General features: G+C 67.1%; 20 protein-coding genes. 5 read left to right on the forward strand and 15 right to left on the reverse strand.

The window, feature by feature from the left end:
- Window positions 1–94: 94 nt before the first annotated feature.
- The 5 genes from ACQP2D_RS30945 to bioB all read right to left on the reverse strand — a co-directional run bounded on the left by ACQP2D_RS30945 (window position 95) and on the right by bioB (window position 7,256).
- The gene (locus ACQP2D_RS30945) at window positions 95–4,441 is read right to left on the reverse strand and encodes a WD40 repeat domain-containing protein (RefSeq protein WP_433679452.1); all 4,347 of its coding nucleotides are present in this window, start codon (window positions 4,439–4,441) and stop codon (window positions 95–97) included.
- A gap of 155 nt (window positions 4,442–4,596) precedes the next feature.
- Window positions 4,597–5,130, reverse strand: a complete 534-nt coding sequence (locus ACQP2D_RS30950) for a DUF1353 domain-containing protein (RefSeq protein ID WP_433679453.1) — start codon at window positions 5,128–5,130, stop codon at window positions 4,597–4,599.
- Between the two features lie 94 nt (window positions 5,131–5,224).
- Window positions 5,225–5,962 (reverse strand): DUF2567 domain-containing protein, encoded by a 738-nt coding sequence (locus ACQP2D_RS30955; RefSeq protein ID WP_433679455.1) that lies wholly within the window; start codon window positions 5,960–5,962, stop codon window positions 5,225–5,227.
- 2 nt (window positions 5,963–5,964) lie between these two features.
- Window positions 5,965–6,180, reverse strand: a complete 216-nt coding sequence (locus ACQP2D_RS30960) for a hypothetical protein (protein ID WP_174415049.1) — start codon at window positions 6,178–6,180, stop codon at window positions 5,965–5,967.
- A gap of 62 nt (window positions 6,181–6,242) precedes the next feature.
- Window positions 6,243–7,256, reverse strand: coding sequence for a biotin synthase BioB (gene bioB / locus ACQP2D_RS30965; protein ID WP_433679456.1), 1,014 nt, complete (start codon window positions 7,254–7,256; stop codon window positions 6,243–6,245).
- 155 nt (window positions 7,257–7,411) lie between these two features.
- Here bioB and ACQP2D_RS30970 point away from each other — a divergent pair, with 155 nt between their 5' ends.
- Window positions 7,412–7,996, forward strand: a complete 585-nt coding sequence (locus ACQP2D_RS30970) for a TetR/AcrR family transcriptional regulator C-terminal domain-containing protein (RefSeq protein ID WP_433679457.1) — start codon at window positions 7,412–7,414, stop codon at window positions 7,994–7,996.
- A 142-nt stretch (window positions 7,997–8,138) separates the two neighbouring features.
- On the opposite strand, the gene ACQP2D_RS30975 is transcribed toward ACQP2D_RS30970, so the two are convergent.
- Complete coding sequence (locus ACQP2D_RS30975) at window positions 8,139–9,560, reverse strand: DHA2 family efflux MFS transporter permease subunit (protein WP_433679458.1); 1,422 nt, start codon at window positions 9,558–9,560, stop codon at window positions 8,139–8,141.
- Window positions 9,561–9,737: 177 nt separating this feature from the next.
- On the opposite strand from ACQP2D_RS30975, the gene ACQP2D_RS30980 reads away from it, so the two are divergent.
- Together ACQP2D_RS30980 and ACQP2D_RS30985 are read left to right on the forward strand one after the other, a co-directional pair.
- Window positions 9,738–10,715, forward strand: a complete 978-nt coding sequence (locus ACQP2D_RS30980; protein ID WP_433679459.1) for a sigma-70 family RNA polymerase sigma factor — start codon at window positions 9,738–9,740, stop codon at window positions 10,713–10,715.
- Entirely contained in the window at window positions 10,712–11,302 is a 591-nt protein-coding gene (locus ACQP2D_RS30985) for a maleylpyruvate isomerase family mycothiol-dependent enzyme (protein ID WP_433679460.1), read from the forward strand. The genes ACQP2D_RS30980 and ACQP2D_RS30985 overlap by 4 nt, the downstream gene beginning before the upstream one ends.
- Before the next feature lie 73 nt (window positions 11,303–11,375).
- Here ACQP2D_RS30985 and ACQP2D_RS30990 read toward each other — a convergent pair whose 3' ends face one another.
- The 8 genes from ACQP2D_RS30990 to ACQP2D_RS31025 all read right to left on the reverse strand — a co-directional run bounded on the left by ACQP2D_RS30990 (window position 11,376) and on the right by ACQP2D_RS31025 (window position 20,267).
- Window positions 11,376–12,563 (reverse strand): MFS transporter, encoded by a 1,188-nt coding sequence (locus ACQP2D_RS30990; RefSeq protein ID WP_433685811.1) that lies wholly within the window; start codon window positions 12,561–12,563, stop codon window positions 11,376–11,378.
- 304 nt (window positions 12,564–12,867) lie between these two features.
- Window positions 12,868–14,211: an LLM class flavin-dependent oxidoreductase gene (locus tag ACQP2D_RS30995; RefSeq protein ID WP_433679461.1), complete on the reverse strand. Its 1,344-nt coding sequence runs from the start codon at window positions 14,209–14,211 to the stop codon at window positions 12,868–12,870.
- Window positions 14,208–14,954, reverse strand: a complete 747-nt coding sequence (locus ACQP2D_RS31000) for an ABC transporter ATP-binding protein (protein WP_433679462.1) — start codon at window positions 14,952–14,954, stop codon at window positions 14,208–14,210. Before ACQP2D_RS31000 ends, ACQP2D_RS30995 begins: the two co-directional genes overlap by 4 nt.
- The gene (locus ACQP2D_RS31005; RefSeq protein ID WP_433679463.1) at window positions 14,930–15,796 is read right to left on the reverse strand and encodes an ABC transporter permease; all 867 of its coding nucleotides are present in this window, start codon (window positions 15,794–15,796) and stop codon (window positions 14,930–14,932) included. Before ACQP2D_RS31005 ends, ACQP2D_RS31000 begins: the two co-directional genes overlap by 25 nt.
- Before the next feature lie 3 nt (window positions 15,797–15,799).
- On the reverse strand, window positions 15,800–16,888 hold the full coding sequence (locus ACQP2D_RS31010) for an ABC transporter substrate-binding protein (protein ID WP_433679464.1): 1,089 nt from the start codon (window positions 16,886–16,888) through the stop codon (window positions 15,800–15,802).
- Between the two features lie 74 nt (window positions 16,889–16,962).
- The gene (locus ACQP2D_RS31015; protein WP_433679465.1) at window positions 16,963–18,129 is read right to left on the reverse strand and encodes an alpha/beta fold hydrolase; all 1,167 of its coding nucleotides are present in this window, start codon (window positions 18,127–18,129) and stop codon (window positions 16,963–16,965) included.
- Window positions 18,130–18,441: 312 nt separating this feature from the next.
- Complete coding sequence (gene bioD, locus ACQP2D_RS31020) at window positions 18,442–19,116, reverse strand: dethiobiotin synthase (protein WP_433679466.1); 675 nt, start codon at window positions 19,114–19,116, stop codon at window positions 18,442–18,444.
- A complete protein-coding gene (locus ACQP2D_RS31025) occupies window positions 19,113–20,267 on the reverse strand; it encodes an 8-amino-7-oxononanoate synthase (protein WP_433679467.1) in 1,155 nt (384 codons plus the stop codon). Before ACQP2D_RS31025 ends, bioD begins: the two co-directional genes overlap by 4 nt.
- 132 nt (window positions 20,268–20,399) lie before the next feature.
- Between ACQP2D_RS31025 and ACQP2D_RS31030 the strand changes: the two genes are divergently transcribed.
- Window positions 20,400–20,711: a hypothetical protein gene (locus ACQP2D_RS31030; RefSeq protein ID WP_433679468.1), complete on the forward strand. Its 312-nt coding sequence runs from the start codon at window positions 20,400–20,402 to the stop codon at window positions 20,709–20,711.
- Window positions 20,712–20,717: 6 nt separating this feature from the next.
- On the opposite strand, the gene ACQP2D_RS31035 is transcribed toward ACQP2D_RS31030, so the two are convergent.
- Complete coding sequence (locus tag ACQP2D_RS31035; RefSeq protein ID WP_433685812.1) at window positions 20,718–21,986, reverse strand: adenosylmethionine--8-amino-7-oxononanoate transaminase; 1,269 nt, start codon at window positions 21,984–21,986, stop codon at window positions 20,718–20,720.
- A 208-nt stretch (window positions 21,987–22,194) separates the two neighbouring features.
- On the opposite strand from ACQP2D_RS31035, the gene ACQP2D_RS31040 reads away from it, so the two are divergent.
- The gene (locus ACQP2D_RS31040) at window positions 22,195–23,127 is read left to right on the forward strand and encodes a bifunctional helix-turn-helix transcriptional regulator/GNAT family N-acetyltransferase (RefSeq protein WP_433679469.1); all 933 of its coding nucleotides are present in this window, start codon (window positions 22,195–22,197) and stop codon (window positions 23,125–23,127) included.

Genomic DNA, 23,127 nt, shown 5'->3' on the forward strand with positions numbered 1-23,127 from the left:
ATTCGCGGCTCGATATGCGCGTCAACGGTAGCCACGCCACCGCCTATGCGGCCACTGAATTTTCCGCGAGAAGAAACGCCTCCAAAGCCTGGATTTATTCGCACGGCTGCCGATACGGGAGCCCTGGCAGATGGTCCTGCCAGACCTCGGCACTCAACCTCGGCGTCGTGGCACCGCAGATGCGCGCAATGCTGTGCTGTGGATCCAGATCCCAGAACCGGACTCCGTCCGAGCCTGCACCGACCAGGTACGCCCCGCCTGGGTGGAATGCGGCGATCCAGAAGGTCGATGATGCGGCCGCCGTGACAGGGTGCTTGATCGGCTCGGGTTTGCGGGGGTTCGTAAAGTCCCACAGTTGAATCCCGTCGAGTCCACCCGATGCCAGCAGGCGGCCGTCGGGGCTGAAGGACATCGAGCCGATCAAGGAGGTGTGACCGATCAGTGGAGCGTCGATCGCGACCGGTTCGCTCGGATTCTGGATGTCCCACACGCGTATTCGCAGATCATCACCAGAGGTCACCAGAGTGCGTCCGTCCGAAGTGAATGCAAGGGTAATCCCCGACTGTGCCTGTCCGGCCGCAATGTGCCCAAGCCTCTTCGGGGCGGCCGGGTTCGCGATATCCCACATGGTGACCGATTCCTCCATGCGCGCCACGGCCAATCGACGACCGTCCGGGCTGAACCGTACATCGAAGGGATAGTCGTGGGCGGTGGATATCGGCTCGCCCACTGCCCTCGGTCGTGCCGGATCAGACACGTCCCAGACTCGAATGACATCGTTTGTTGTTCCAGACGCCCCGGTGAGCCCGGCCGTCGCGAGTAGCCGTGAATCCGGACTGAACCCGACAGCACTGAGTTGCCCTGTCTCGGCTGGCAATTCGGTTAGCACGCGCATGGCGGCGGGATCGGAAATATCAATCAGCACGCCAAGGTACCGCTCACCACCGACTACCAGCAGACGGCCGTCCGAAGTCATCGCCATGTTGGTGGCACTCGAGAGCGGCAGCTCGAGCCTGCCGAGACGGCGCGGCGTTTTCGGGTCACTGATCTGCCACACCTCGACCGCGCCGTCACCCGAACGGACCACCATCCTCGTCCCGCTCGCATCGATGATCGGTTCGTATGCGCGGGTCAGGCTATCGCCCGAACCGATCCGTGGCATCGACCACACCCGAACTGCACCGTCTTGTCCGCCGGTCACCACCGTCTGTCCGTCGGGGGCGAAGCATATTGCGGTCACCGACCCTTTGGTGCCCGCCAGCCGTCCTCCTACCGTTGCCGGGTGATCCGGATCGGCGATATTCCATGCGGTGGCCGTTCCGCGATCGGATACTGCAACCACCGTCCGACCATCCGGGCTGAAGGCGATCGGCGTACCCACCGAGGGCGGCGGGCCGATTTTCAGAGGCTGCCCGATCGCCCGTGGTGCCACCGGGTCACGAATATCCCAAAGATGGATGGCTTCTCGACCCGCGACCGCGACCACCGCTCCGTCTGGACTGATTGCGGCCGACACAGCATCCGGAGTGAACGCGGACTCGCGACTTGACGCGGCCGACAGGGCATCACTTGTCAGTCTGACGGACACGGCGGCGGAATGCGGATCCGAAATACGCCACAGAAGGGTCTCCCCGTTCAGACCAACCGTGACCGCGGTTCGCAGATCCGGGCCGACCGTGACAAAGGCCGGCGGATCCGACGAAAGTTTCGGGATCGGCGTGCCGATCGGAGTGGGGCGGGTGGGATCACCTATGTCCCAGAACATGATCGGTAGGTCCTTGCTCGCAGTCACCAACGTCTTGCCATCCGCGCCGAAGACGAGCATGTAGGGATAACCGCTGGGCAGCGGCGTTCCGATCATGGTGGGATGGTCCGGATCGCGCACATCCCACAGCTGCACCGTTTCGTAGCCAGATGCCGAGGCGAGCAGCGAGCCATCCGGGCTGAACGCCACGGCGTCGACCAAGCCGGTGCTCCCGGTCAGTGGTCGACCGACTCCCCTCGGGTGACGACGATCGGAAATGTCCCATAGCCGAACGGTTTTGTCGGAGCCGCCCGAGGCGATGAACCGCCCGTCCGGCCGGACGGCCATCGCGTGGACGAACCCTTCGTGCCCCGGCAACGTACTCGCCAACGCCATGTTCTGCGTATTCAGCAGGCGTGCACGCACTTCGGGATCACCGGGTCGCAGCTTGTCCGCCGCCAGCACCAGTTGCGCCGAGAGCGACGGGTCGGTTGTCTCCAGCCGGTCCGATTCGGCGAGGACTGCCGCGAAGACCGCGTTGTCCCGTTCGGTTTTCGCGGTACCGCTTTGTACGAAGGCGACACCTGCCAACACCAGCGCGATCACCCCGAGCAGCGCCAAGGCCGCCATTCTCGCGGACGATCGCCGCTGCGTTCGTCGCCGCCCTGCCGCCGACGCGGCGAGGAATTCCTCGGCCACCGCGCCGATCGCGCCTTTGTCCGCATGCTCCTGCATGGTGATCAATCGCGCGCCGCGGTAGAGCAGACCGGGGTCGCGGCCCTGGGTCGCCCAATCCGACGCGTCCGCTTGCAGCCGTTGGCGTTCCAAATACCCGACGCGGTCCTCGTCGATCCAGGTGCGCAGGCGGGGCCAGGCGTCGAGGACGATTTCGTGGGTGAGGTAGGCGGATTCGGCGTCGAGGGTGATCAATCGGGTGCGGGCCAGGACTTCCAGGGCGGTCTCGGCGGCGTCGACGGTTTGTTGGATGAGTTCGGTGCGGGTGACTTTGCGGCGGGTGTCGCGGGAGTCGTCGCCGACGGCTACCAGGCCGAGCAGGACCTGTTTGCCGATGCTCTGTTGGAAGTCGGTCAGTTCGCCCCAGGCCTTTTCGGCGGTCGCGGCTACCGAGCCGATGACGCCACCCGCGGCTCGGTAGCCATCGATGGTCAGGCGGGTGCCGTCGCGGCGTTGCCATACGGCCGCCATCACATGCGATACCAGGGGCAGTGCGCCGGGGTCGTAGGCGCGGCGGTCGCCGCCGAGTCCGCACAGCTCAGTGATGACGAGCTCTTCGAGCCCGGATTCCAGTTTGTAGCCTGCCAATTCGGCGGGGCGGTTCATGGCTTCGGCGAGTTCGTCCAGGCGCATCGGGCCCAGGAGGTAGCTGCGGTGTTTGAGGGCGTCCTCCAGGACGGGGATGTCGAGGCAGCGGGCGTAGAAATCGGCGCGGACAGCGATGACGACGGCGGTCGGTTCGCGCTCACCGCGGATGGCGAGGTGTTCGAGGGTGGCGAGGAAGAGCGCGCGCTCGTCTTCGCTGCGGCACAGCGTGAACAGCTCCTCGAGCTGGTCGATGATCAGGAGTCGACGCTTGCCCGCACCCCATGCCGCGACCGCCGCGGCGATGGATTCCGCGGCGGCGCTGGTCTTCTCGGATCTGGATTCGCGACTGAGCCCTGCCCCGGATCCAGCGCTGTCTCCCAGCGCCGCACCGCTGCGGTCCGTAGCTTCCGTCGATAGCGATCCGGATTCAGCGGGCCTCGTATCGGATCCGGCACAGACGGCGGCCAGCAATGCCTCGTTCGCAGGCCCCGTTGCATCCGTCGATAGCGATCCGGGTCCAGCGGGCTTCGCATCGAATTCCGCTCGGACGGCGGCCAGCGATGCTTCGTCCGCAGGCTCGATTACATCCGTCGACACTGATCCGGATTCAGCAGGCTCCATACCGGATCCGGCACAGACGGCGCCCAGCAATACCTCGCCCACAGGCCCGGCTACATCCGTCGCCACCGATCCGGATTCAGCAGGCTTCGTATCGGATTCCGCGCGGACAGTGGCCAGCAATGCCTCGACGGGCGCGCTGCCCGGAGTCATCGCCGCGACCGCCCATTCCTCGACCGGATCCGCCAGCGCCGGAAGCAACCCCGCGGCCAGCAGCGAGGATTTGCCCGCACCGGAGGCACCGACCAGCATCACAATGCCGCCATGCCCCGCGGGACCCACTGTGGTGCGGACCAATTCGGCCAGCTCAGCGGTCGGCCTGCTCCTGCCGAAGAACAACTCGGCGTCGTCACGGCCATAGGAGGTCAGCCCGAGATACGGGCACTCGGTCGAATCGGAGACCGGATCCCAGGCATTGGACGCGGCCCACAACCGTTGCCACTCTTGCACATCCAGCAGTGCGGGCGGCACCGGCGCACTCGACTTGCGCGCCTCCTCGACCAGCGTGAGCAGTACGGGCAGCAAGGATTCGAACCGTGCCGGCACATTGCGCCCGGACTTCCAGTCGCTGATGCGCTGAACCGATGCACCGCCCTTCTGCCCGGGCGACCGCGCCGCCCGCATCCGCGCCTCTGCGGCGGCCGCCACCCGGCGCAATGTGGGCTTGCCCGCGGCCTCGAAGAGCGCGGCGAACTGTTGCGAGAAGATGGTTCGCGGCGACGGTCGCAGCCGCGGTTCCCGGTGACCCGAATCCATCTGTCCTCCTGCACTTTCCGATGGCGGGAGCGACACCCCCGGCGTGCAACGAGATTAGGACGGGCCTGCGGCACCGAGTGCCGACCGCATGCGAACATGCAGCTAGCAAGCTGAAAAGAGCATCCGGACCGGAACTTTCGAAGGGGCCGCCGCGCTCAGGCCGTCTTCATCTGCGGCTTGGGCGGCGGCGCGGCCGTTCGGCGGGCCAGCCGCCCGAACCCCCAGAACACCAATTCCACCAACCAGAACAACAGTAGGAATACCGTCACCACGGTCACCGGGATCGCGAGGAACACCAGCGATGGGGTGGCGATGAGCACGACCAGTGCGATATCGCCGAGGTTCGCGCCGCGCAGCTGACTGCCCAAACGCACTGCGGCCCACATCATGTAGCGGCGTGGTATCGAGACACGGAACTCGCGCAGACAGCGCCGGAAGATGCCGTCGGCGTCGGCCGTACTCACCGCATGCGAACTGCGCAGGTAGTCGTGCAGGATGGCGGCCCGGGTGTAGATGCCGTAACGGGGCACCAGCCAGACCAGAGCCCGCGGCACCGATGCGAAGTCGGTGCGGAAGCCCGCGGGGATGACGAATTCCTCTGCGGCACCGTGATAGACGAGCGGTTCGACCACCCGCCAGAACTGTGCGTCGAGCTCCTCGACGACCGGCCCGCTACCGACGAACGCCACGATCCGTTCCTCTCTGAACGCACAGCGTATCCCATAATTCTAGGGTTTTCCGATACGACTGTGCCGTCGCGCGGGCAACGGTTCGGACAATAGTTCAGCGAGCGCGACCCGAACCGGCCTCGCCGGGCGGTCCGAAGCCGTTGTAGGGCACACCGTAGGGCATCGGCCCGCCGTTCGCAGCGCCGCGATAGGGATCGGCACCGTTGACCGACTCGAATGTGCTTGCCGCGAAGGAGGATCGCCGTCGATTGCCGAACGGCCCGCTGGAGCCGGTGCCGAGATCCTCCGACGGGCTGAGGGCCGCGAGGAACAGCACGATCAGCGAGGCGAGCAGCGGCTGCACGATCAATGCCAGCCAGCTGCCGACCTCCACCGGCAACCGCACGATCTGTCCGACCGGCGGGTCGTACGGCATCGGATGCTGCCACCGCATGATCTGCTCGCCGACCTTCGACATCACATAGGCGCCCGCCACCGCGCCGATCAGCAGACCGATCTGCAGCAGCGGCCCGCGCGCGCGACGCCAGCGCCACGCGCCGACCGCGGTGAGCACCCCGAGCACCGCGCCGATGCAGACGAAGATCGCTAGTGCGTCGAATTGGTGCACGCTCTCTCCGGTCAGGCTCGCGCCCTTGGCCGGTACCGCACCGGCGCGCGCCTTGACCACCAGATACTGCTGGGTGGGCGCCACAAAGGCCCACACCACACCGCCGAGCGCGCTGAGCAGCAACGCACCGACCGCGATCAGCGCCGCGGCCCGCAATTCGCGGCGCACACCGAGCCGCCGGGCCGATCTGGGCGGCGCGATCTGGATATCGCCGTATTCGGCCACCACTAGCGGTGTTCCAGATTCTTCGAGTCCAGCACACCGTGCCGCGAGCACTTCGCCCACCAGCCATCGGGGCTGACCTGCACGATCATCCGGCGGCCGCACTGCTCGCAGAAGCGCGGCGGTTCCAGTCCGAGCGCCGCAGCGGCGGGGACCGGATCATCGAGCCCCGGCACAATGCGTTTGCCGGTGAACGGGTTGTAGCGCTCGTCCATATCCATGACAGTACTCACGGCACCAGCCTCTTTCGTGATGCTTGCGTACTCAGTATTTCGGCAGCGGATCAGAGCGTTTCGTTGAGGGCCTTGATCGGCATCTTCAGCTCGCCGAGCAGATCCAGATCGGCTTCGGCGGGCCGACCGAGGGTGGTCAGGTAGTTGCCGACGATGACGGCATTGATGCCGCCGAGAATGCCCTGCTTGGCCCCGAGGTCGCCGAGGGTGATCTCGCGACCGCCCGCGAAGCGCAGCATGGTGCGCGGCAGTGCGAGCCGGAACGCGGCGACGGCGCGCAGCGCGTCGGCGGCGGGCAGCACCTCGAGGTCACCGAAGGGGGTACCGGGACGTGGGTTGAGGAAGTTCAACGGCACCTCGTCCGGTTCGAGCTCGGCCAGATTCGCCGCGAATTCCGCGCGCTGCTCCAGGGTTTCGCCCATGCCGAGGATGCCGCCGCAGCAGACCTCCATGCCCGCTTCGCGGACCATGCGCAGGGTGTCCCAGCGCTCTTCCCAGGTGTGCGTGGTGACGACATTCGGGAAGTGCGAACGGGAGGTCTCCAGGTTGTGGTTGTAGCGGTGCACGCCCATCGCGGCGAGCTGGTCGACCTGTTCCTGGGTGAGCATGCCGAGCGAACACGCGACCTGGATGTCGACCTCATTGCGGATGGCCTCGACACCGGCGGCGACCTGCGCCATCAGCCGCTCGTCCGGACCGCGCACGGCGGCGACGATGCAGAATTCGGTGGCACCCGTCTTGGCGGTCTGCTTGGCGGCCTCGACCAGGCTGGGGATATCGAGCCAGGCGGCGCGCACGGGCGACTGGAACAGGCCCGACTGCGAGCAGAAGTGGCAGTCCTCGGGGCAGCCGCCGGTCTTGAGGCTGATGATGCCCTCGACCTCGACCTCGGGACCGCACCACTTCATGCGCACCTCGTGCGCCAGGGCCAGCAGCTCCTCTAGCCGGTCGTCGCCGAGCCGCAGCACCTCGAGGGTCTGCTCCTGGGTCAGGCCTTCGCCGCGCTCGAGCACCTGCTCGCGGGCGGTCGCCAGAATATCGGTGTGGACGGGTGCCTGGGTCACTGCACGAATCCCTTCGTCCGGCCGAGGTGGCCGTGCAACTTGAACGGTGTTCAGGCTAGGGTAGCGGTAACAGTGAGTCAAAACACGCGCGGCATGAGCGACGGGCCCGGAGGACAGCGGGAACGCCGCGATCGAATACAGCAGAGGAGAACCTCGTGCAACTGCACCGGGCGGACGTGGTCGACGGCGCCATCGCCATTCTCGACCAGTATGGTCTCGCCGACCTGACCATGCGCAGGCTCGCCGGGTCACTTCAGGTCCAGCCGGGCGCACTGTACTGGCACTTTCCCAATAAACAGGCACTGCTCGGCGCGGTTGCCGACCGGATACTCGCGCCGATGGAGGATCCCATCGAGGCCGAGGATTGGTCCGGCCAGATCACCGAATTGGCGCATCGGCTGCGCAGCTGCCTGCTCGCATATCGCGACGGGGCCGAATTGGTCTCGGCGACATATGCCTCCCGGCTCACCACGAGCAAGGGGCGGGAACGACTCGTGGTGGCCGCGATCCGCGCCGGAATGCCGCGGCCGGAGGCCGAACTCGCGGCGTACACGCTGCTGTACTACGTGCTCGGGCAGACGGTGGACGAGCAGTCCAGGATGCAAATGGATTCGGCCGGGGCGCTGACCGACGACGCGTCACCGCTCAACGACACCCCGGACGCGACCGCACGCTTCGACTTCGGGTTGCAGCTGTTCGTCGGCGGCGTGCGTCATCTGCTCGGCTCCCGCGTGCGCTGAGTCCGGCGTTCGGCGCGCAAGTCCGAAACGACAGCCCTTCGCCCGACAGGCCTATGCCCCTCATATCAGGTGCAGCTGAGCTGATATGAGGGGTGCGCAGCGTCACGTCCGCGGCCGCGGTCGGTAGGCGACAGATCCGGACTCAGACGGACACCGCCGTCGCCTCCAGATCAGAAGCCGCAACGCTCGCCCGACGCCCGGGCAGCGCGAGTGCCACCACCGCGCCCAGGAGCGCAAGTGCCGCACCGACTGCGATCGCCGGGCCGAATCCGGCGCTGAATTCGTCCACCGAGCCGTAGCCGCCGGATCCGGCGAAGACCGCTACCGCGATGGCGATCCCGAAGACTCCACCCAGCTCGCGCATCATGCTGTTGGCACCGGCCGCCTTGCCGAGCATCGCGTGTTCCACCGCGCCGACAACCGAACTCTGCGCCGACGGCAGCACCATCGAGGTGCCGACGCCGGAGACAATGAACGGAATCACCAAGGAGCCGTAGGCCATTGCCGGATCGGCGACCGTCGCGATCCAGAACATGCCGCCCGCCATCAATCCCAGCCCGGTCACCATGAGCGGCCGCTCCCCGATCCGGTCGGCCAGCACACCGGCGAGCGGGGCGCAGAAGAACAGCGTGAGAGTCCACGGCAGCAGCCGCAATCCGGCGCCGAGCGGACCGTAGTGCAGCACCGCCTGCAGGAACTGCGCGTAGAAGAACACCTCGCCGAACAGAGCGGCGAAGGTCAGGAAGATCGCGGTGTTGCCCGCCGCGAAGCCGCGATTCACGAACAGCCGCATCGGAAACATCGGCTCGCGCGCCCGTGCCTCCCACACCGCGAAGGCGATCAGCAGGACGATCCCGCCGACCAGCGCGACCAGCACCTCCGAACTGGACCAGCTCACGATATTGCCGCGCACCAGGCCCCACACCACACCGAACGCACCACCGGTGACCAGCGCCAATCCGATGCCGTCCACCGCGTTGTCGGGGCCGAACCCCTCCGGGACCCGGATCGCCACCAGCGGAATCGCGACCAGTCCGATCGGCACGTTCAGCCAGAAGATCCACTGCCAGGACAACCCCTCCGCGACGGCACCGCCGACCAGCGGACCGCATGCGACCGCGAGGCCGGTTATGCCCTGCAGCAGACCCATCGCCATACCCCGCCGCTCCGGCGGAAATGCCGCGCTGACCAGCGCCAGCGCCAGACTCATGATCAATGCCGCGCCGACGCCCTGCGCCACCCGCGCGGCGATCAGGGTCGTGACGGAGGTCGATACCGCGCACGCGGCCGAGGCGGCGACGAAAATGCCGAGCCCGACCGTGAACATCCGCTTGCGTCCGAAGCGGTCGCCGAGCACGGCCGCGGTCATCAAGAGGACGGCGAAGCTGAGGTTGTATCCGTTGACGGTCCATTCGAGCGTCTCGAGCGACGCTGCGAGGTCGTGGTGAATGGTGCTGAGCGCCGTGCTGACGACCAGGGTGTCCAGTGCCGCCATCAGCGAGGCGACCGCGCCGAGTGCGAGCACCCAGCGCTGGGTCACCGCCGAAACAATCGGTGTGCTCACGATGGTCCCTTCCTATGGATTTCGGCAGGTCCGGTGGTTTCGGACCCGCACAGATACCGACCGGCCCAGGACCGAAACTCATCGACGGCATTGATTCGCCGCGGGCCGATGAGTTCCGGGTGGTACGGCGGTCGGTATTCACAGGGACATGTTTCGGGGCACCCGGAAGGACAGCAGATGACCGATAGCGATGAATTCGCCGCCCGCACGACGCCGTATCGGCGCGAATTGCTCGCCCACTGCTACCGGATGCTCGGTTCGGTCGACGACGCCGAGGATCTGGTGCAGGAGACGATGTTGCGGGCCTGGCGCGCCTACGGCGACTTCGAAGGCCGTGCCTCGATGCGGACCTGGCTCTATCGGATCGCCACGAATGCCTGCCTCAACGCACTCGAGCACAGCAGTCGACGTGTGCTACCCGCGGGATTGTCCGGGTCGACGGCCGATCCGACGCAGGACGTGCGCTTTGCACCCGAAATCCCCTGGCTGCAACCGATGCCGGACGCGCGCATCGCACCCGAGGCGGCGGACCCGGCCGCCATTGTCGCGGCCCGTGACGATATGCGGCTGGCGCTCATCGCCGCGTGGCAGTATTTGCCGCCGCGCCAGCGCGCGGTGCTGATTCTGCGAGATGTGCTGCACTGGAAGGCCGCCGAGGTCGCGGACCTGATCGGGACCAGCGTGGCGGCGGTCAACAGCATGCTGCAACGCGCCCACACCACCCTCGATGAACTGGGTCCGGACAAGCCGGTGGCCGAGCCCGACGATCCCGAAATTCGTGCGCTGTTGGACCGATACGCCGCGGCGTTCGAGGCCGCCGACATGGATACGCTCATCACACTGTTGCGGTCGGATGCGGTCTGGGAGATGCCGCCGATTGCCGAATGGTTCCGTGGCGACCGCACGATCGTCGAACTGATCGCAGCGAAGTGTCCGTATGCGCCGGGCGAGGTCCGCATGGTGCCGATCGCGGCGAACGGCCAGCCCGGATTCGCGTTCTATCTGCGTGGACACGCGCAATCGCTGCATGTGCTCACCGCCACCCCGGAGGGGATCTCGCACGTCGTCTCCTACCACGATGCCGCGCTGTTCGAGGTGTTCGGCCTGCCCACGTCCCTGGTCGAGACCGCGCGGCGCGAGCCGGTTCTGCCATGACCGATGACCTGCTCGAGCGGGCGGTCGCCTATCTGCTCGCGGTACTGCCCGATATCGTCCCGGACCTGTCGGCACCGACATCTTGTCATGGGTGGAATACCCGCATGCTGCTCGCGCACGTGGACGAGTCGATAGCCGCATTGCGCGAAGGCCTCGCGGGCGGGCAGGTTCGACTGACACCTGGCGCGCCGATGCGGAATTGTGCCGGTACCCTGCATATTCGCAGTCGCGCCGAAGCCCTGCTCGGCGACTGGGCGAACGAGCATCCGGAACCGGTCGTGGTCTTCGGCAAACCGGTATCGGCCCGGGTCCTCGGCACGGTCGGCGCTCTCGAACTCACCATCCACGCATGGGACCTCACCGCCGCCGCCCCGGCCGCCCCGACGATCCCGGATCGCCTCGCCCGCGAATTACTCAACGTGGCACCGAAACTGGTCCCGGTCGCGGACCGCTGGCCCCTCTTCGCTCCCCCCATCGAACCACCGACCGCCGCACCCAGCGACCGCCTACTCGCCTACCTGGGCCGCACCCAACCGTCCCACCGGCACTCCCAGCCCCAGCACTACGGAATCTCGCACACTCAGTGAGCACCTCACACAAGAGGCAAACCTGTGCGACGCGCTCATTAGGTATGCGGCAGAGGCAAATCACGAACCGATGTCAGCTGACATCGGGCGACCGAGTGCGGGTGCTCAGGCCATCTCGTGAGCGTGGTCGTCTCCGCGCCGAGCCTGGTTGGCCCCCGGGGAACCAGCGGTACATAGCGGCCGCGCCCGCCGAAGCGGCTGCGGCCAGGATGAGCGCCGCGGCGCCGAGAACGGTTGCGGCGCTGATCAAGCCAATTGCGATGGGGCCGGTGAACATACCCACGTCGTGGGTCAGGCGCCACGCGCCCAGGAATTCGGCGCGTTGGCCAGGGGGTGCGATATCGGCACCGACGGTCATGATAATGCCGTTGCTGACGCCATTGGCGAGGCCGAGCAGCACTGCGACACCCGCGAGTTCGACTGTCGAGGTGGTGAGTGGCAGGGCCGCGAAACCTACGGCGAACAGCAGCATCGACGGGATGCCGGTGGCGCGGCCGCCGTAGCGATCGAGCAGGATGCCGCCCGGATAGGACAGCAGTACGTCCACCGCACCGGTGATGCCGAAAATCAGGCTCGTCGTGGCGGCACTCACGCCGATATGCGCGGCCCACAGCGGGAGCAGTGCGGTCCGCGATGCCCGCGCGCCGCCCATCAGCAGTGCCGCCAGCCCGAGTGTGCCCAGCACCCCGCGGTTTTCGACGATCACCGAGCGCAGCGTGTGGTCACCGACGTCCGCGTCATCGCCGTCGGCCGATCGGATGGCGAGCATCGCCCCGCCCGCGAGCACGGTCGTGGCGAACTGCAGCCACAACGCGCCACTCGGCCCCATCGCGTAGACCAATCCGGCACCGACGAACGGCCCGCAAAAGGATCCGAGCCGCGATGCACCCGCCAACGTCGAGAACGCGCGCCCACGCTCGGCCGGCGACACCACCGCCACGATGTAGGACTGCCGCGCCAAACCCCATACCGCACTGGCGGTTCCATTGAGCAGCATGCCCACCGCCAGCACCCCGGGATTCGGCGCGAAGATCGCGCACAGCACCCCGGCGAGCCCGATGCCCGAGCCCAGCGCGATCGCCCCGCGCTCCCCTATCCGCGCGATGATCCGCCCGGCAGGCAGATCGGCCAGCACCATGCCCAATCCATTCAGCGCGACGACAATCCCCGCCACCCCGGCGGACGCCCCCAGATCCAGCGCCCGCAGTGCATACATCGGTGCCGCAGCGCCGGACCCGATGCCGTACAGCACCACCGGCATGAACACCGTCCACACCAGCGCCCGCAGGCGAACCGATGGTGTTGCGGCACGGTCGATGTCGAAAAGCTGCTCACTCACAACGCGAGCGCCGAGCGGCGGGCGGCCAGTTCGTCCTTCGGCTTCGGCCACGAACTTCCACTGCGTAGGGGCGTGGATTCTCGACGATCTGTTGCTGCGCGATCTGCCCGAACGCGTTCGGCGACCACAGTTCGCCGCGATGGACGATCGGGCAGCGGGGCCATCGAATACCGTGCCGACCGACAGCTCGCAGCGCGATGACAGTCCGGCTCGGCGACCGCCGCGCTCACTGGGCGAGGGCCGGTCGGCGGGCGAACCGACTCTCGGGGCGTGTGAGGCCGAAGTGGTCGCGCAGGGTGGTCCCGGTGTATTCGGTGCGGAACAATCCGCGCTCCTGCAGGATCGGCACCACGGTTTCGGCGAAAACCTCCAGCCCGCCCGGGTAGTACGGCGGCATCACGTTGAAACCGTCGGCAGCGCCATTGCGGAACCACTCCTCGATCGTGTCGGCGACCTGTTCCGGAGTACCGGCGAAGACCCGATGCCCACGCGCACCGGCAAGGCGGTGCAGCAGCCCGCGCACGGTGGGCCGCTCCCGCTGCACGATCCCGGCCACCACCTGCCGACGGCTGCGGTCGTTATCGGTGACATCGCCCGCGTCACTGAACAATTCGAGCGGTACGGGTGCGTCCAGCGGCAGGTGCCCCAGACGCTGACCCGCGATGCCCTCCAACTGCTTCAGGCCGTACTCGGGCACGGTGAGCTCGTTGAACTCCCGCTCGAGTCGCTTGGCAGCCGCCTCGGTATCGCCGATGAACGGACTGATACCGGGCAGGATCTTGACCTGATCGGCGTCGCGGCCGAATGCGGCCGCCTTGGCCTTGATATCGGCGTAGAACGCCTGTGCGTCCTCGAGCCGCTGATGCGCGGTGAAGATGGCCTCGGCGTACTTGCCCGCGAATGCCCGGCCGTCATTGGACGCCCCCGCCTGCACGAGCACCGGATGCCCCTGCGGAGTGCGCGGTGCGTTGAACGGCCCACGCACACTGAGGTATTCGCCGACGAAGTCGATCGGGTGGATCTTATCCGGATCGGCGTAGACGCCCGCCTGCTGGTCCAGCACGATCGCATCGTCTTCCCAGCTGTCCCACAGCGCGACGACCGCGTCGACGAACTCCCTGGCCCGCGCGTACCGCGTCGGGTGATCGGGATGTTTGTCGAGCCCGAAATTGGCCGCGGCGAGGTCGGTTCCGGTGGTGACGATATTCCAGCCCGCCCGGCCGCCGGAGATGTGATCCAGTGTGGAGAACAGTCTGGCCAGGTTGTAGGGCTCGTAGTAGGTGGTGGACGCAGTAGCGATGAGCCCGAGATGCGTTGTGGCCGTGGCGATCGCGGTGAGCAGCGTGATCGGTTCCAAGCCGGATGCCGCGTTGTGCTCGACGTTGGTGCGCAGCGCGGGTCCGTCGGCGAAGAACACCGCATCGAATTTGGCGGCCTCGGCGGTGCGACCGATCTCCTGGTAGTAGGCGACATCGTAGATCCGGTCGGGTCGGCTCTGCGGATGCCGCCAGGCCGCCTCATGGTGTCCGGAGGGGTAGATGAACGCATTGAGGCTGAGTTGGCGGGTCATGAGGCTTTCTTCGCGTGCAGGGCCGCGACATCGACGCCGAGGCTGGCCAGCAGCAGTTCGCGCAGGCGGTGGAAATCCGGATCGACGTGGCTGCGCGGACGTTCCAGGTCGATGCGCTGGTCGACGGCGATGCGCCCCTCGTCGAGGACGAGCACGCGGTCGGCGAGCAGCACCGCCTCGTCGACATCATGGGTCACCAACAGGACGGCGGGCTTGTGTCGGGCGCACAGATCCTGCAGCAGCACATGCATTCTGATGCGGGTCAGTGCGTCCAGCGCGCCGAAGGGTTCGTCGGCCAGTAGCAGCTCCGGCTCCCGAACCAGCGAGCGCGCCAAGGCGACGCGCTGCTGCTCACCACCGGAAAGTTCCTTGGGCCAGGCCTTTTCCCGTCCGGCCAGGCCGACCTCGGCCAGGGCGGTGCGGCCGCGCTCGGCGGCGTCGGCACCCTTCAACCCGAGAGTCACATTGTCCAGCACCCGGTGCCACGGCAGCAGCCGCGAATCCTGGAACACCACCGCACGTTCCGCGGGCACCCGCAGCTCACCGGAGCCCGGCACGTCACGATCCAGTTCGGCCAGCGCGCGCAACAGGGTGCTCTTTCCCGAACCGCTGCGCCCGAGCAGGGCGACGAATTCACCGCGCGCGATATCGAGGTCGATACCGTGCAGCACCACCCGATCGCCGAAACCCCTGCGCAGTGCGCGGGTCCGGACCACGCTCAGTCCGCGATCGTCTGCCGCCATGACAGCGCCCTCCGTTCCGTCGCCCGCACGGCGATATCGCCGAACAGTCCGAGCAGGCCGTAGATCACCAGGCCGACGACGATGACGTCGATCTGGCCGTAGGTGCGCGCCTGCGTCATGAGATAGCCGATGCCGCTGGTGGCATTGACCTGTTCGACCACCACCAGCGCCAGCCACGAAATGGTGACCGCCAGCCGCAGACCGGTGAAGAATCCGGGCAATGAACCGGGCAGCGCGATCCGGCGGATGAAGCCCCAGCGCGAAAGCCCCACCGTCGCGGCCAGTTCCACATATCTGCTGTCGACGCCACGCAGTTGCGCGTGGGTATTGATGTAGATCGGAATCGCGACGCTGGTCGTGATGACGATGAGTTTCATCTCCTCGCCGATGCCGAACCACACGATGAACAGCGGAATCAGCGCCAGCGTCGGAATCGAGCGTTTGATCTGGATCGGGCCGTCCAGCAGGGCTTCCCCGATTCGGCTCAGTCCGGCGATCAAGGCGAGCACCACACCGATCACGACACCGAGCCCGAGACCCCAGCCCGCGCGCTTCAGCGAGGTGACCAGATTCGACTGCAGCCTGCCGTCGGCGAGCAGATCACGTGCGGTTTCGGCGACCGTCCACGGTGCGGGCAGCGTCTGCTCATCCAGTGCGCCCGTGGCGGATCCGAGCACCCACGCCGCGATCAGCAGTACCGGTCCGATGGCGATCCCGAACGGGATCGAGCGGCCAGGACCGAGGCGCGGTCGAGTAGGCTTGCGCCGGGCCAGCACCGGCTCCGACGCGGTGCGCGAAGATCGTCCGATCCGGCCGAATACGCCGACATCCACGGTGGCCATTGGCTATTTCGCCTTCTGTTCGAATGCCGCGCCGCTCTCGGTGACGGCCTGGGTGACGACGGCGTCGAAGCGCAGATCGAAACCGTCCGCGGCGCGCACCTTCTTGGGCAGCTCACCCGCCTTGTCGATCGCGTCGATGGTGCCCTGCTGACGATCGACGAGCTGCTGATCCAGATGCGGGAAGGTGTAGGTGCCGAGCGAGTCGACGATGCGCTTGGCGTCATCGGCGCTGACCTTCTGGCTCTCGACGTAATACTTGCGCGCCCACTCTTCCTGGTGCGTATTGACCCACTGGTAGGCGCGAACGTAGGCGGCGACCAGCGCCCGGGTCGCGGCCGCCTTGGCCGGATCCGTCACCACGGAGCGCCGCGCGTACAGGTAGCCGACGCCGCCGTAGATGCCGGCGGTCTCCGAATCCGGGATCAACGATGTACCCGGGGTGCGCAACAGCCGGGTGACATTCGGTTCGGCCAGCGGCGCGATATCGACCTGGCCGGTACGCACCGCGTCGAGGAACTCCGCGAGCTGCAGCCGAACCAGTTGCACATCACCGGGTTTCAGCCCCGCCTTGGCGAGCGCACGCAGCACCGCGGCCTGTTGGGCGGTGCCCTCCGCGTAGGCGATCTTCTTACCCTTCAGATCGGCCAGCGTGGTGGCCGTCTTGCCCGGCGCCACCGCGAGTTTCAGCGCACTGGGGTTGGATTGGTAGGCCGCGATGATCGGCACGTCCTGCCCGGCCACCTGCGCGTGGATCGGCGGGACATCGCCGACCGTCGCGACGTCCGCGGCACCGGCACGGAAGGCTTCCAGGATGGCCGGTCCACCAATGAAGTTGGCGAACTCCACCTTGAACGGCAATTTGTCGAGTTCGCCGGAGAACTGGAGTACCGACTTGAACCGCTCTTGTTGATCGGCGAGCACGAGTTTGGTGCCCGCGGGGATTTCGGTGGGCAAGGGTGCGTTGGCATTGCCGACCGGCTTGTCGTCGCTCGCGCAGCCGGTGAGTCCCAGACTCGCAACGGCCGCCACGGCGAGCAAACTGGCGGTTGTGCGGCCGAGCAGGCCGGTCAGGAGCGTACGTGGTCGAAGCATGCTGGCATTGAAGCAAGACAAAACCGGTGCGAATACGGTTTGTCTTAGCCTGATTCCAACTCCGGAGTCGGGGGTCAGGGCGGCGCAGCCGAGGAGACCGACTCCCGCACCCGCTGCTGATATCGCTCGATGAACGGCAGGATCTGCTGGTCGATGATCTGGTTGTAGGCCTCGGGTCGCTGCATCGGATTGGCGTGCCCGGTATTTCGCGGCATGACGACCAGCAGCGAGCCGTCCACGCCGCCGACCCGCTCGATGAGCACCTGATGGGAGTATTCGACATCGACCACCCGGTCGTTATCCGGATCCCGGGGACGGATGAACACGATGGCAGGACGCGGTTTGCCATTGGCGGGACGCGACAGCGCGCGCAAGTCGTTGATCGCACCGCCCGCCACGATCGCCAGGAACTGTGTCTCGATCAGACCGTTGCTGGCCGCATCGCGGGAAAAGACCTTCTCGCGCAACACTTCCTCGACCACATCGCGCAATGGCTCCAGCCGGACACCGGGCAATCCATCGCGCCCACGATCGATGAATCGGTCCCGCCGCGCATAGGTTTCGACGGCGAGCCGCAGGGTGCGGCTCTCGCGTGCACCGGGGAGCCAGCCCATCCAGCGCACCATATCCTCACCAGCACCGCGGCTTTCCGGGCGCACCGCGTTCAGATCCACCGGCGTGCAATCCAGTAGCACCCCCACCAGCCGGCGGTCGCTGCCGACATGGATATGCCGGGCGACCTCGAGTGCGATGACCCCGCCCATGCTGTGCCCGACCAGCACGATGTTCTTCAGACCCGACATCTGCGCGGCGCGGATGATCAGGTCGGCGATCACCTTGGTATCAATGCCTTGATTGTCGTATTTGATCGCCCAGACCACACCCATCTCGCTGAGCGCGGGCAGCGCGGCCGCGGTATTGCTGGCATTCAGACCACCGAGACCGACCATATCGACGACGACGGTGTCCCAATCGCGCTCGTGCGCGGGCGCGGCGATCGGCAGCACCGCGGGTTCGGTGCGCGCGAGCCGATCACGTTCTGGGGTCACGTCGTACTCCCAGTACTGGGCGAACACGGTCAGCCCAGCGAGCAACACCACAGCGACCCGCAGCACCGCCTGCCTGGTTCGGCGCAACGTCTGCCATCCGTGCCCGAGACGAGTCTCCCGGAGCCGGGCATTCCGTCGCGCGCCGTCCCAGTCCGAGACGGTGGACGGGTGCCGATCATCCAACGGCGACATCTTCCCCAGGGTAGGTAAGGTTCGCGGGTACTGCCAGACGAGCCCGCCGATCCCCGGCGAGCGGCCGAGCGCGTCCTGGAGCGGACCCCGATCGGATCGATCGCTGGAATCCGGTGCCCACCTCCATCATTGAACCGCACTGATGAGGTGACGCCGATGCCTCGATGAGCGTGTCAGGGCAGTTCGCGGCGCCATCGCCTCGGCATCGAGCAGCAGCCGATACACGGTCGCCCGCGGCGCTTTCACCTGCCGTCCGATCCGAGTGGAAGGCACGGAGCAACTCGAGCCACCGGATCCGAACGGTCTCAACGCTCAGCCGAGCGGGGACCAACCCGGAGTGAACCAACCGGGAGCGGCCGCGGCGAAGCGATCGCGATCCCAGCGGCCCGCACCCGCTGGCACCGAACCGACCACGTCGACGCCGGTGAGCCGGGGCAGGTCCGTGCGGTTGCATTCGGCGGCCAGATCCGGTTCGGCGGGCCAGGAGCCGATGACCAGACCCGCACAGCGGACTCCAGCGGAAGACAGTGCCCGCGTGGTCAATTCGCTGTGGTTGAGGGTGCCGAGTCCGGCCGCGGCAACGAGCAGCACGGGCGCATCGAGCTTCTGCGCCAGGTCGAGCAGCGTGAACTCGCCCAAGCGGACCAGCAATCCGCCAGCGCCTTCCACCAATGTCAGGTCGGCATCGGCGAGCGAGTCGATGGCGGCGGCGGTTTCACTCAATGTCAGCTGCCGCTGTCCACAGCGGCGCGCGGCGGTATCCGGCGCCAGCGGTTCGGGATAGCGAGCCAGCTCCACCGTTCGTGTAACCCCGGTCAGACGTTCGATTTCGGCGAGATCGCCGGGTTCCCCCGGGCCGACACCGGTTTGGGCCGGTTTGCACACGGCCACGGTCCGACCGTCGGCCAGGGCGGCCGCGGCGAGGGCCGCCGTCACCACGGTCTTGCCGACCTCCGTCGACGTCCCGGTGATAAAGAGCACACTCATGCGCCCACTACCTCCAGTCCACGCGCTCGCGCCAGTACCTCGGTGAGAACTGTCGCGATGGTCTCGATTTCAACGGAAGTCAAGTTCGCCCGCGCGGTCAGCCGCAATCGCGACGTCCCCTCGGGCACCGAAGGCGGACGAAAGCACCCGACATCCAGCCCACGCTCGCGACAGGCTTGTGCGGCATCGAATGCGACCTGTGCCTCCCCCAGCACGACCGAGACAACCGCTGAATCCGGTTCCGCCACACCGGCAATGCGCGCGATCTCGGCGGCCCGCTCCAGCACCCGCTGCGCCATCTCGGGTTCGCGACACAACAATCGCAGGGCGGCCCGAGCGGCGCCGACCGCAGCGGGCGCGAGCCCGGTATCGAAGATGAACGTGCGCGCGGCATCGATCAAATGCGCACGCACACGCGCGCTGGCCAATACCACACCACCTTGCGCGGCAAGGGCTTTCGACAGTGTCGCGGTGATCACCAGATCCGGCTCCCCGGCCAGACCGACCTCGTGCACCAGCCCGCGTCCGCCCGTACCACGCACACCGAGCCCATGCGCCTCATCCACGATCAACACCGCACCGCCGGCCCGGGTGACCCGGTGCAATTCGGCCAGCGGAGCCAGATCACCGTCGGCGCTGAACACCGAATCGGTGAGAACCAGCGCCCGCTCCTCGGTGCGCTCACCGAGCAGCCGCTCGACCGCAGCGACATCGCGGTGCGGGGCAATCGCCACGCGCGACCGCGAGAGTCGGCAGGCATCCACCAGCGAGGCATGGCTGCCCGCATCGGAGACGATCAGCGCACCCCGTCCGGCCAGCGCGGTCACCACACCGAGATTGGCCGCATAGCCGGAGGCGAAGACCAAACCGGCTTCGGCGCCGACGAATTCGGCGAGTTCGGTCTCCAGCTGTTCGTGTTCGGCGGTGGTCCCGGTGACGAGCCGGGATCCGGTCGACCCGGCACCCCAGCGTCGCACGGCCTCGACCGCGCCCTCGATCACCTCGGGGTGGCGCACCAGCCCGAGGTAATCGTTGGAGGCCAAGTCGATCGACGGCGACTGCGGCGCGCGGGGCCGCAGCTCACGGCGCAACCCAGCGCTCACGCGCTCGGCGGCGCGTTCATCCAACCAGCCCAACGGATCGGTAGTCACAGCTCCGGAGCATACTTGAACACCGTTCAGGCCGCCTGCCCAGGGGTCGCTGCTGGTACCGTGGGACCCATCGTTGAAGGCCGTCACCGTCCAACGGTGACGCGGCATTTCCGCCAAAGGGAGCAGGGCCGAATGCCACGGTGGGCGATAGTCGTCGAAGAGACAACGGGTTCCGGGGATCACACGCGCTGGTCGCCGCGCGTTCTCGCGCAGGTGGTCGGCACCCGCGAACATGCCATGGCCAAACTGAGCGCACTCATCCCGACCTTCATCCCACAGCATCCGAGGCTCCCCGGCCGCCGCGTCCTGCTCCGCGACGGCGATACCTACCTGCTGATCGCCAGCGGCTGGGCCGACGACTACCACTGCGTCTTCCGGGTCTGGCAGGTCGTCTCCGATTCCGATCACCCCGAGATCGCCGAAACCCAAAGCGGCACCGGCTAGCCGCGATCAGGCCTGGGCGGCGGCGACCATCGCGGCGGCGATCCGTTCGACATCGTCGGTCGTGCTGATGAACGGGGGCATGGTGTAGATCAGATCGCGGAAGGGGCGCAACCAGACTCCGGCCTCGACGGCCGCATGGGTGGCCTTGCGCATATCCACCGAATGGTCGAGCTGGACGACGCCGATCGCACCGAGCACCCGCACATCCAGCACACCGGGCAGCGAAAGAGCAGGAGCCAGACCGGTTTCCAACTCCGATTCGATCCGGGTGACCTCACCGCGCCAATCCCGTTGCAGCAGCAGTTCGATCGAAGCCACCGCGACGGCGCAGGCCAGCGGATTGGCCATGAAGGTGGGCCCGTGCATCAGTCCACCGTGTCCGGCGCTGATGGTTTCGGCGATCCGCGTGGTGCACAGTGCGGCGGCCAAGGTCAGATAGCCGCCGGTGAGCGCCTTGCCGACGCACATCACATCCGGGCTCACCCCGACGTGGTCGGCCGCGAAAAGCGCTCCGGTGCGGCCGAATCCGGTCGCTATCTCATCGAAGGCCAGCAGCACCCCGTATGCATCGCACAGGCGTCGCAGATCGGTCAGATACCGGGGATCGTGCCAGCGCATGCCACCCGCCCCCTGTACGACCGGTTCCACTATCACCGCGGCGATTTCATCGGCATGCGCGGCGAGCAGTCGCTCGAATTCGGCCACATATTCCGCCGAGTACTCGAGCGGCGGCGCCGGGGCGAAGATCTGCTCGGCGAGCACATCGGTCCACAGTGAATGCATGCCGCCCTGCGGATCGCACACGCTCATCGGCGTGAAGGTGTCACCGTGATACCCGCCGCGCCAGGTGAGCAGCCGATGCTTGTCCGGCCGCCCCGCCGCGCGCCAGTACTGCAGGCACATTTTCACCGCGACCTCGACCGATACCGATCCGGAGTCGCACAGGAACACCTTGTCCAGTCCCGCGGGCGTCAGCTCGACGAGCAGTTCGGACAGCCGGGCCGCCGGTTCATGGGTCAGCCCGCCGAACATCACATGACTCATCCGTTGCGACTGCGCCACCAGCGCGGCGTCCAACACCGGGTGCCGATAGCCGTGGATGGCGGCCCACCAGGAGCTCATCCCGTCGACCAGTTCCCGGCCATCGGCCAGTGTGAGCCGGGTGCCGCGAGCACCGGACACCACCAGCGGCTCGGTCGTCGCGGGGAAGCCGCCGTAGGGATGCCAGACGTGTTCGGCATCGATGGCGGTGATCTCGTCAGAACTCAAGGGGATGGCAGCCGGCGGAGCCGGCGGGGTGGGGGAATTCAGTGCCACAGCAATCCTCGCGGTCGCGCGACGGCCCCGGCCTTCCCGAGGCGCGCTTGAACGGTGTTCAAGTTACCACCCGAGCTGCGCGCGCACGATCCTGCCTCCGCGAATTCCGCGCCGACCCGGGCGGCGTGGCGTATCCTTTGACTCAGTCAAAGATTGGGGAGCCGCCATGACCACCGTTGCCGCCACCGATATCGACGCCGTCCGCGAATTCAATCGCCGCTATACCCGGGTCATCGGCGTGCTCCGCGAGGGCCTGCTCGACAGCGAATACTCACTGACCGAAGCGCGAATCATGTTCGAACTTGCCGACTCCGGCTCCACCGAGGTCGTCACACTGCGCCGCACGCTCGACCTCGACCCCGGATATCTGAGCCGCATTCTGGCCCGCTTCGAGAAGGACGGACTGGTCCAGCGCAACCGCAGCGAGAGCGATGGGCGACGCCAGGAGGTCCGGCTGACCGCGCGCGGCCAGGAGATCTTCGCGGTGCTCAACCAGCGATCGAACAGCGAGGTGGGCTATCTACTCAACGCGCACTCACCGGCCGAACGCGCCCGGCTGGTCACCTCCATGCGCACAATCCAGCGCATTCTCGACGGTCGAGGACCGGGAGAATTGGCGATCCGCGCCCCGCGACCGGGCGACTACGGCTGGGTGATCGAGCGCAATGCCGCGCTCTACGCGGCCGAATACGGATGGGATACCAGCTACGAAGCGCTCGTGGCCCGCATCGTCGCCGATTATCTGGACACGCACGACGCCCGCCGCGAGCGTGCCTGGATCGCCGAATACGACGGTGAACCGGTGGGCTGCGTGTTCTGCGTGGCGGAGAACGAGACCACGGCCCGGCTGCGGCTGCTGCTGGTGGAGCCGACCGCCCGCGGGCTCGGCGTCGGCTCGACACTGGTCGACCAGTGTCTGCGATTCGCCACCGAAGTGGGTTATCGCGAGATGGTGCTGTGGACCAATGATGTTCTCACCTCGGCGCGGCACATCTATCAGCGCGCGGGTTTCGAACTCGTGGAATCGAGTCCGCACCACAGCTTCGGCCACGATCTGGTCGGCCAGACCTGGCGACTGACCTTGCCGACGCGCGACTGA

Origin of the sequence: Nocardia sp. CA-119907, from assembly GCF_050955995.1 — a bacterium.
GTDB lineage: Bacteria > Actinomycetota > Actinomycetes > Mycobacteriales > Mycobacteriaceae > Nocardia.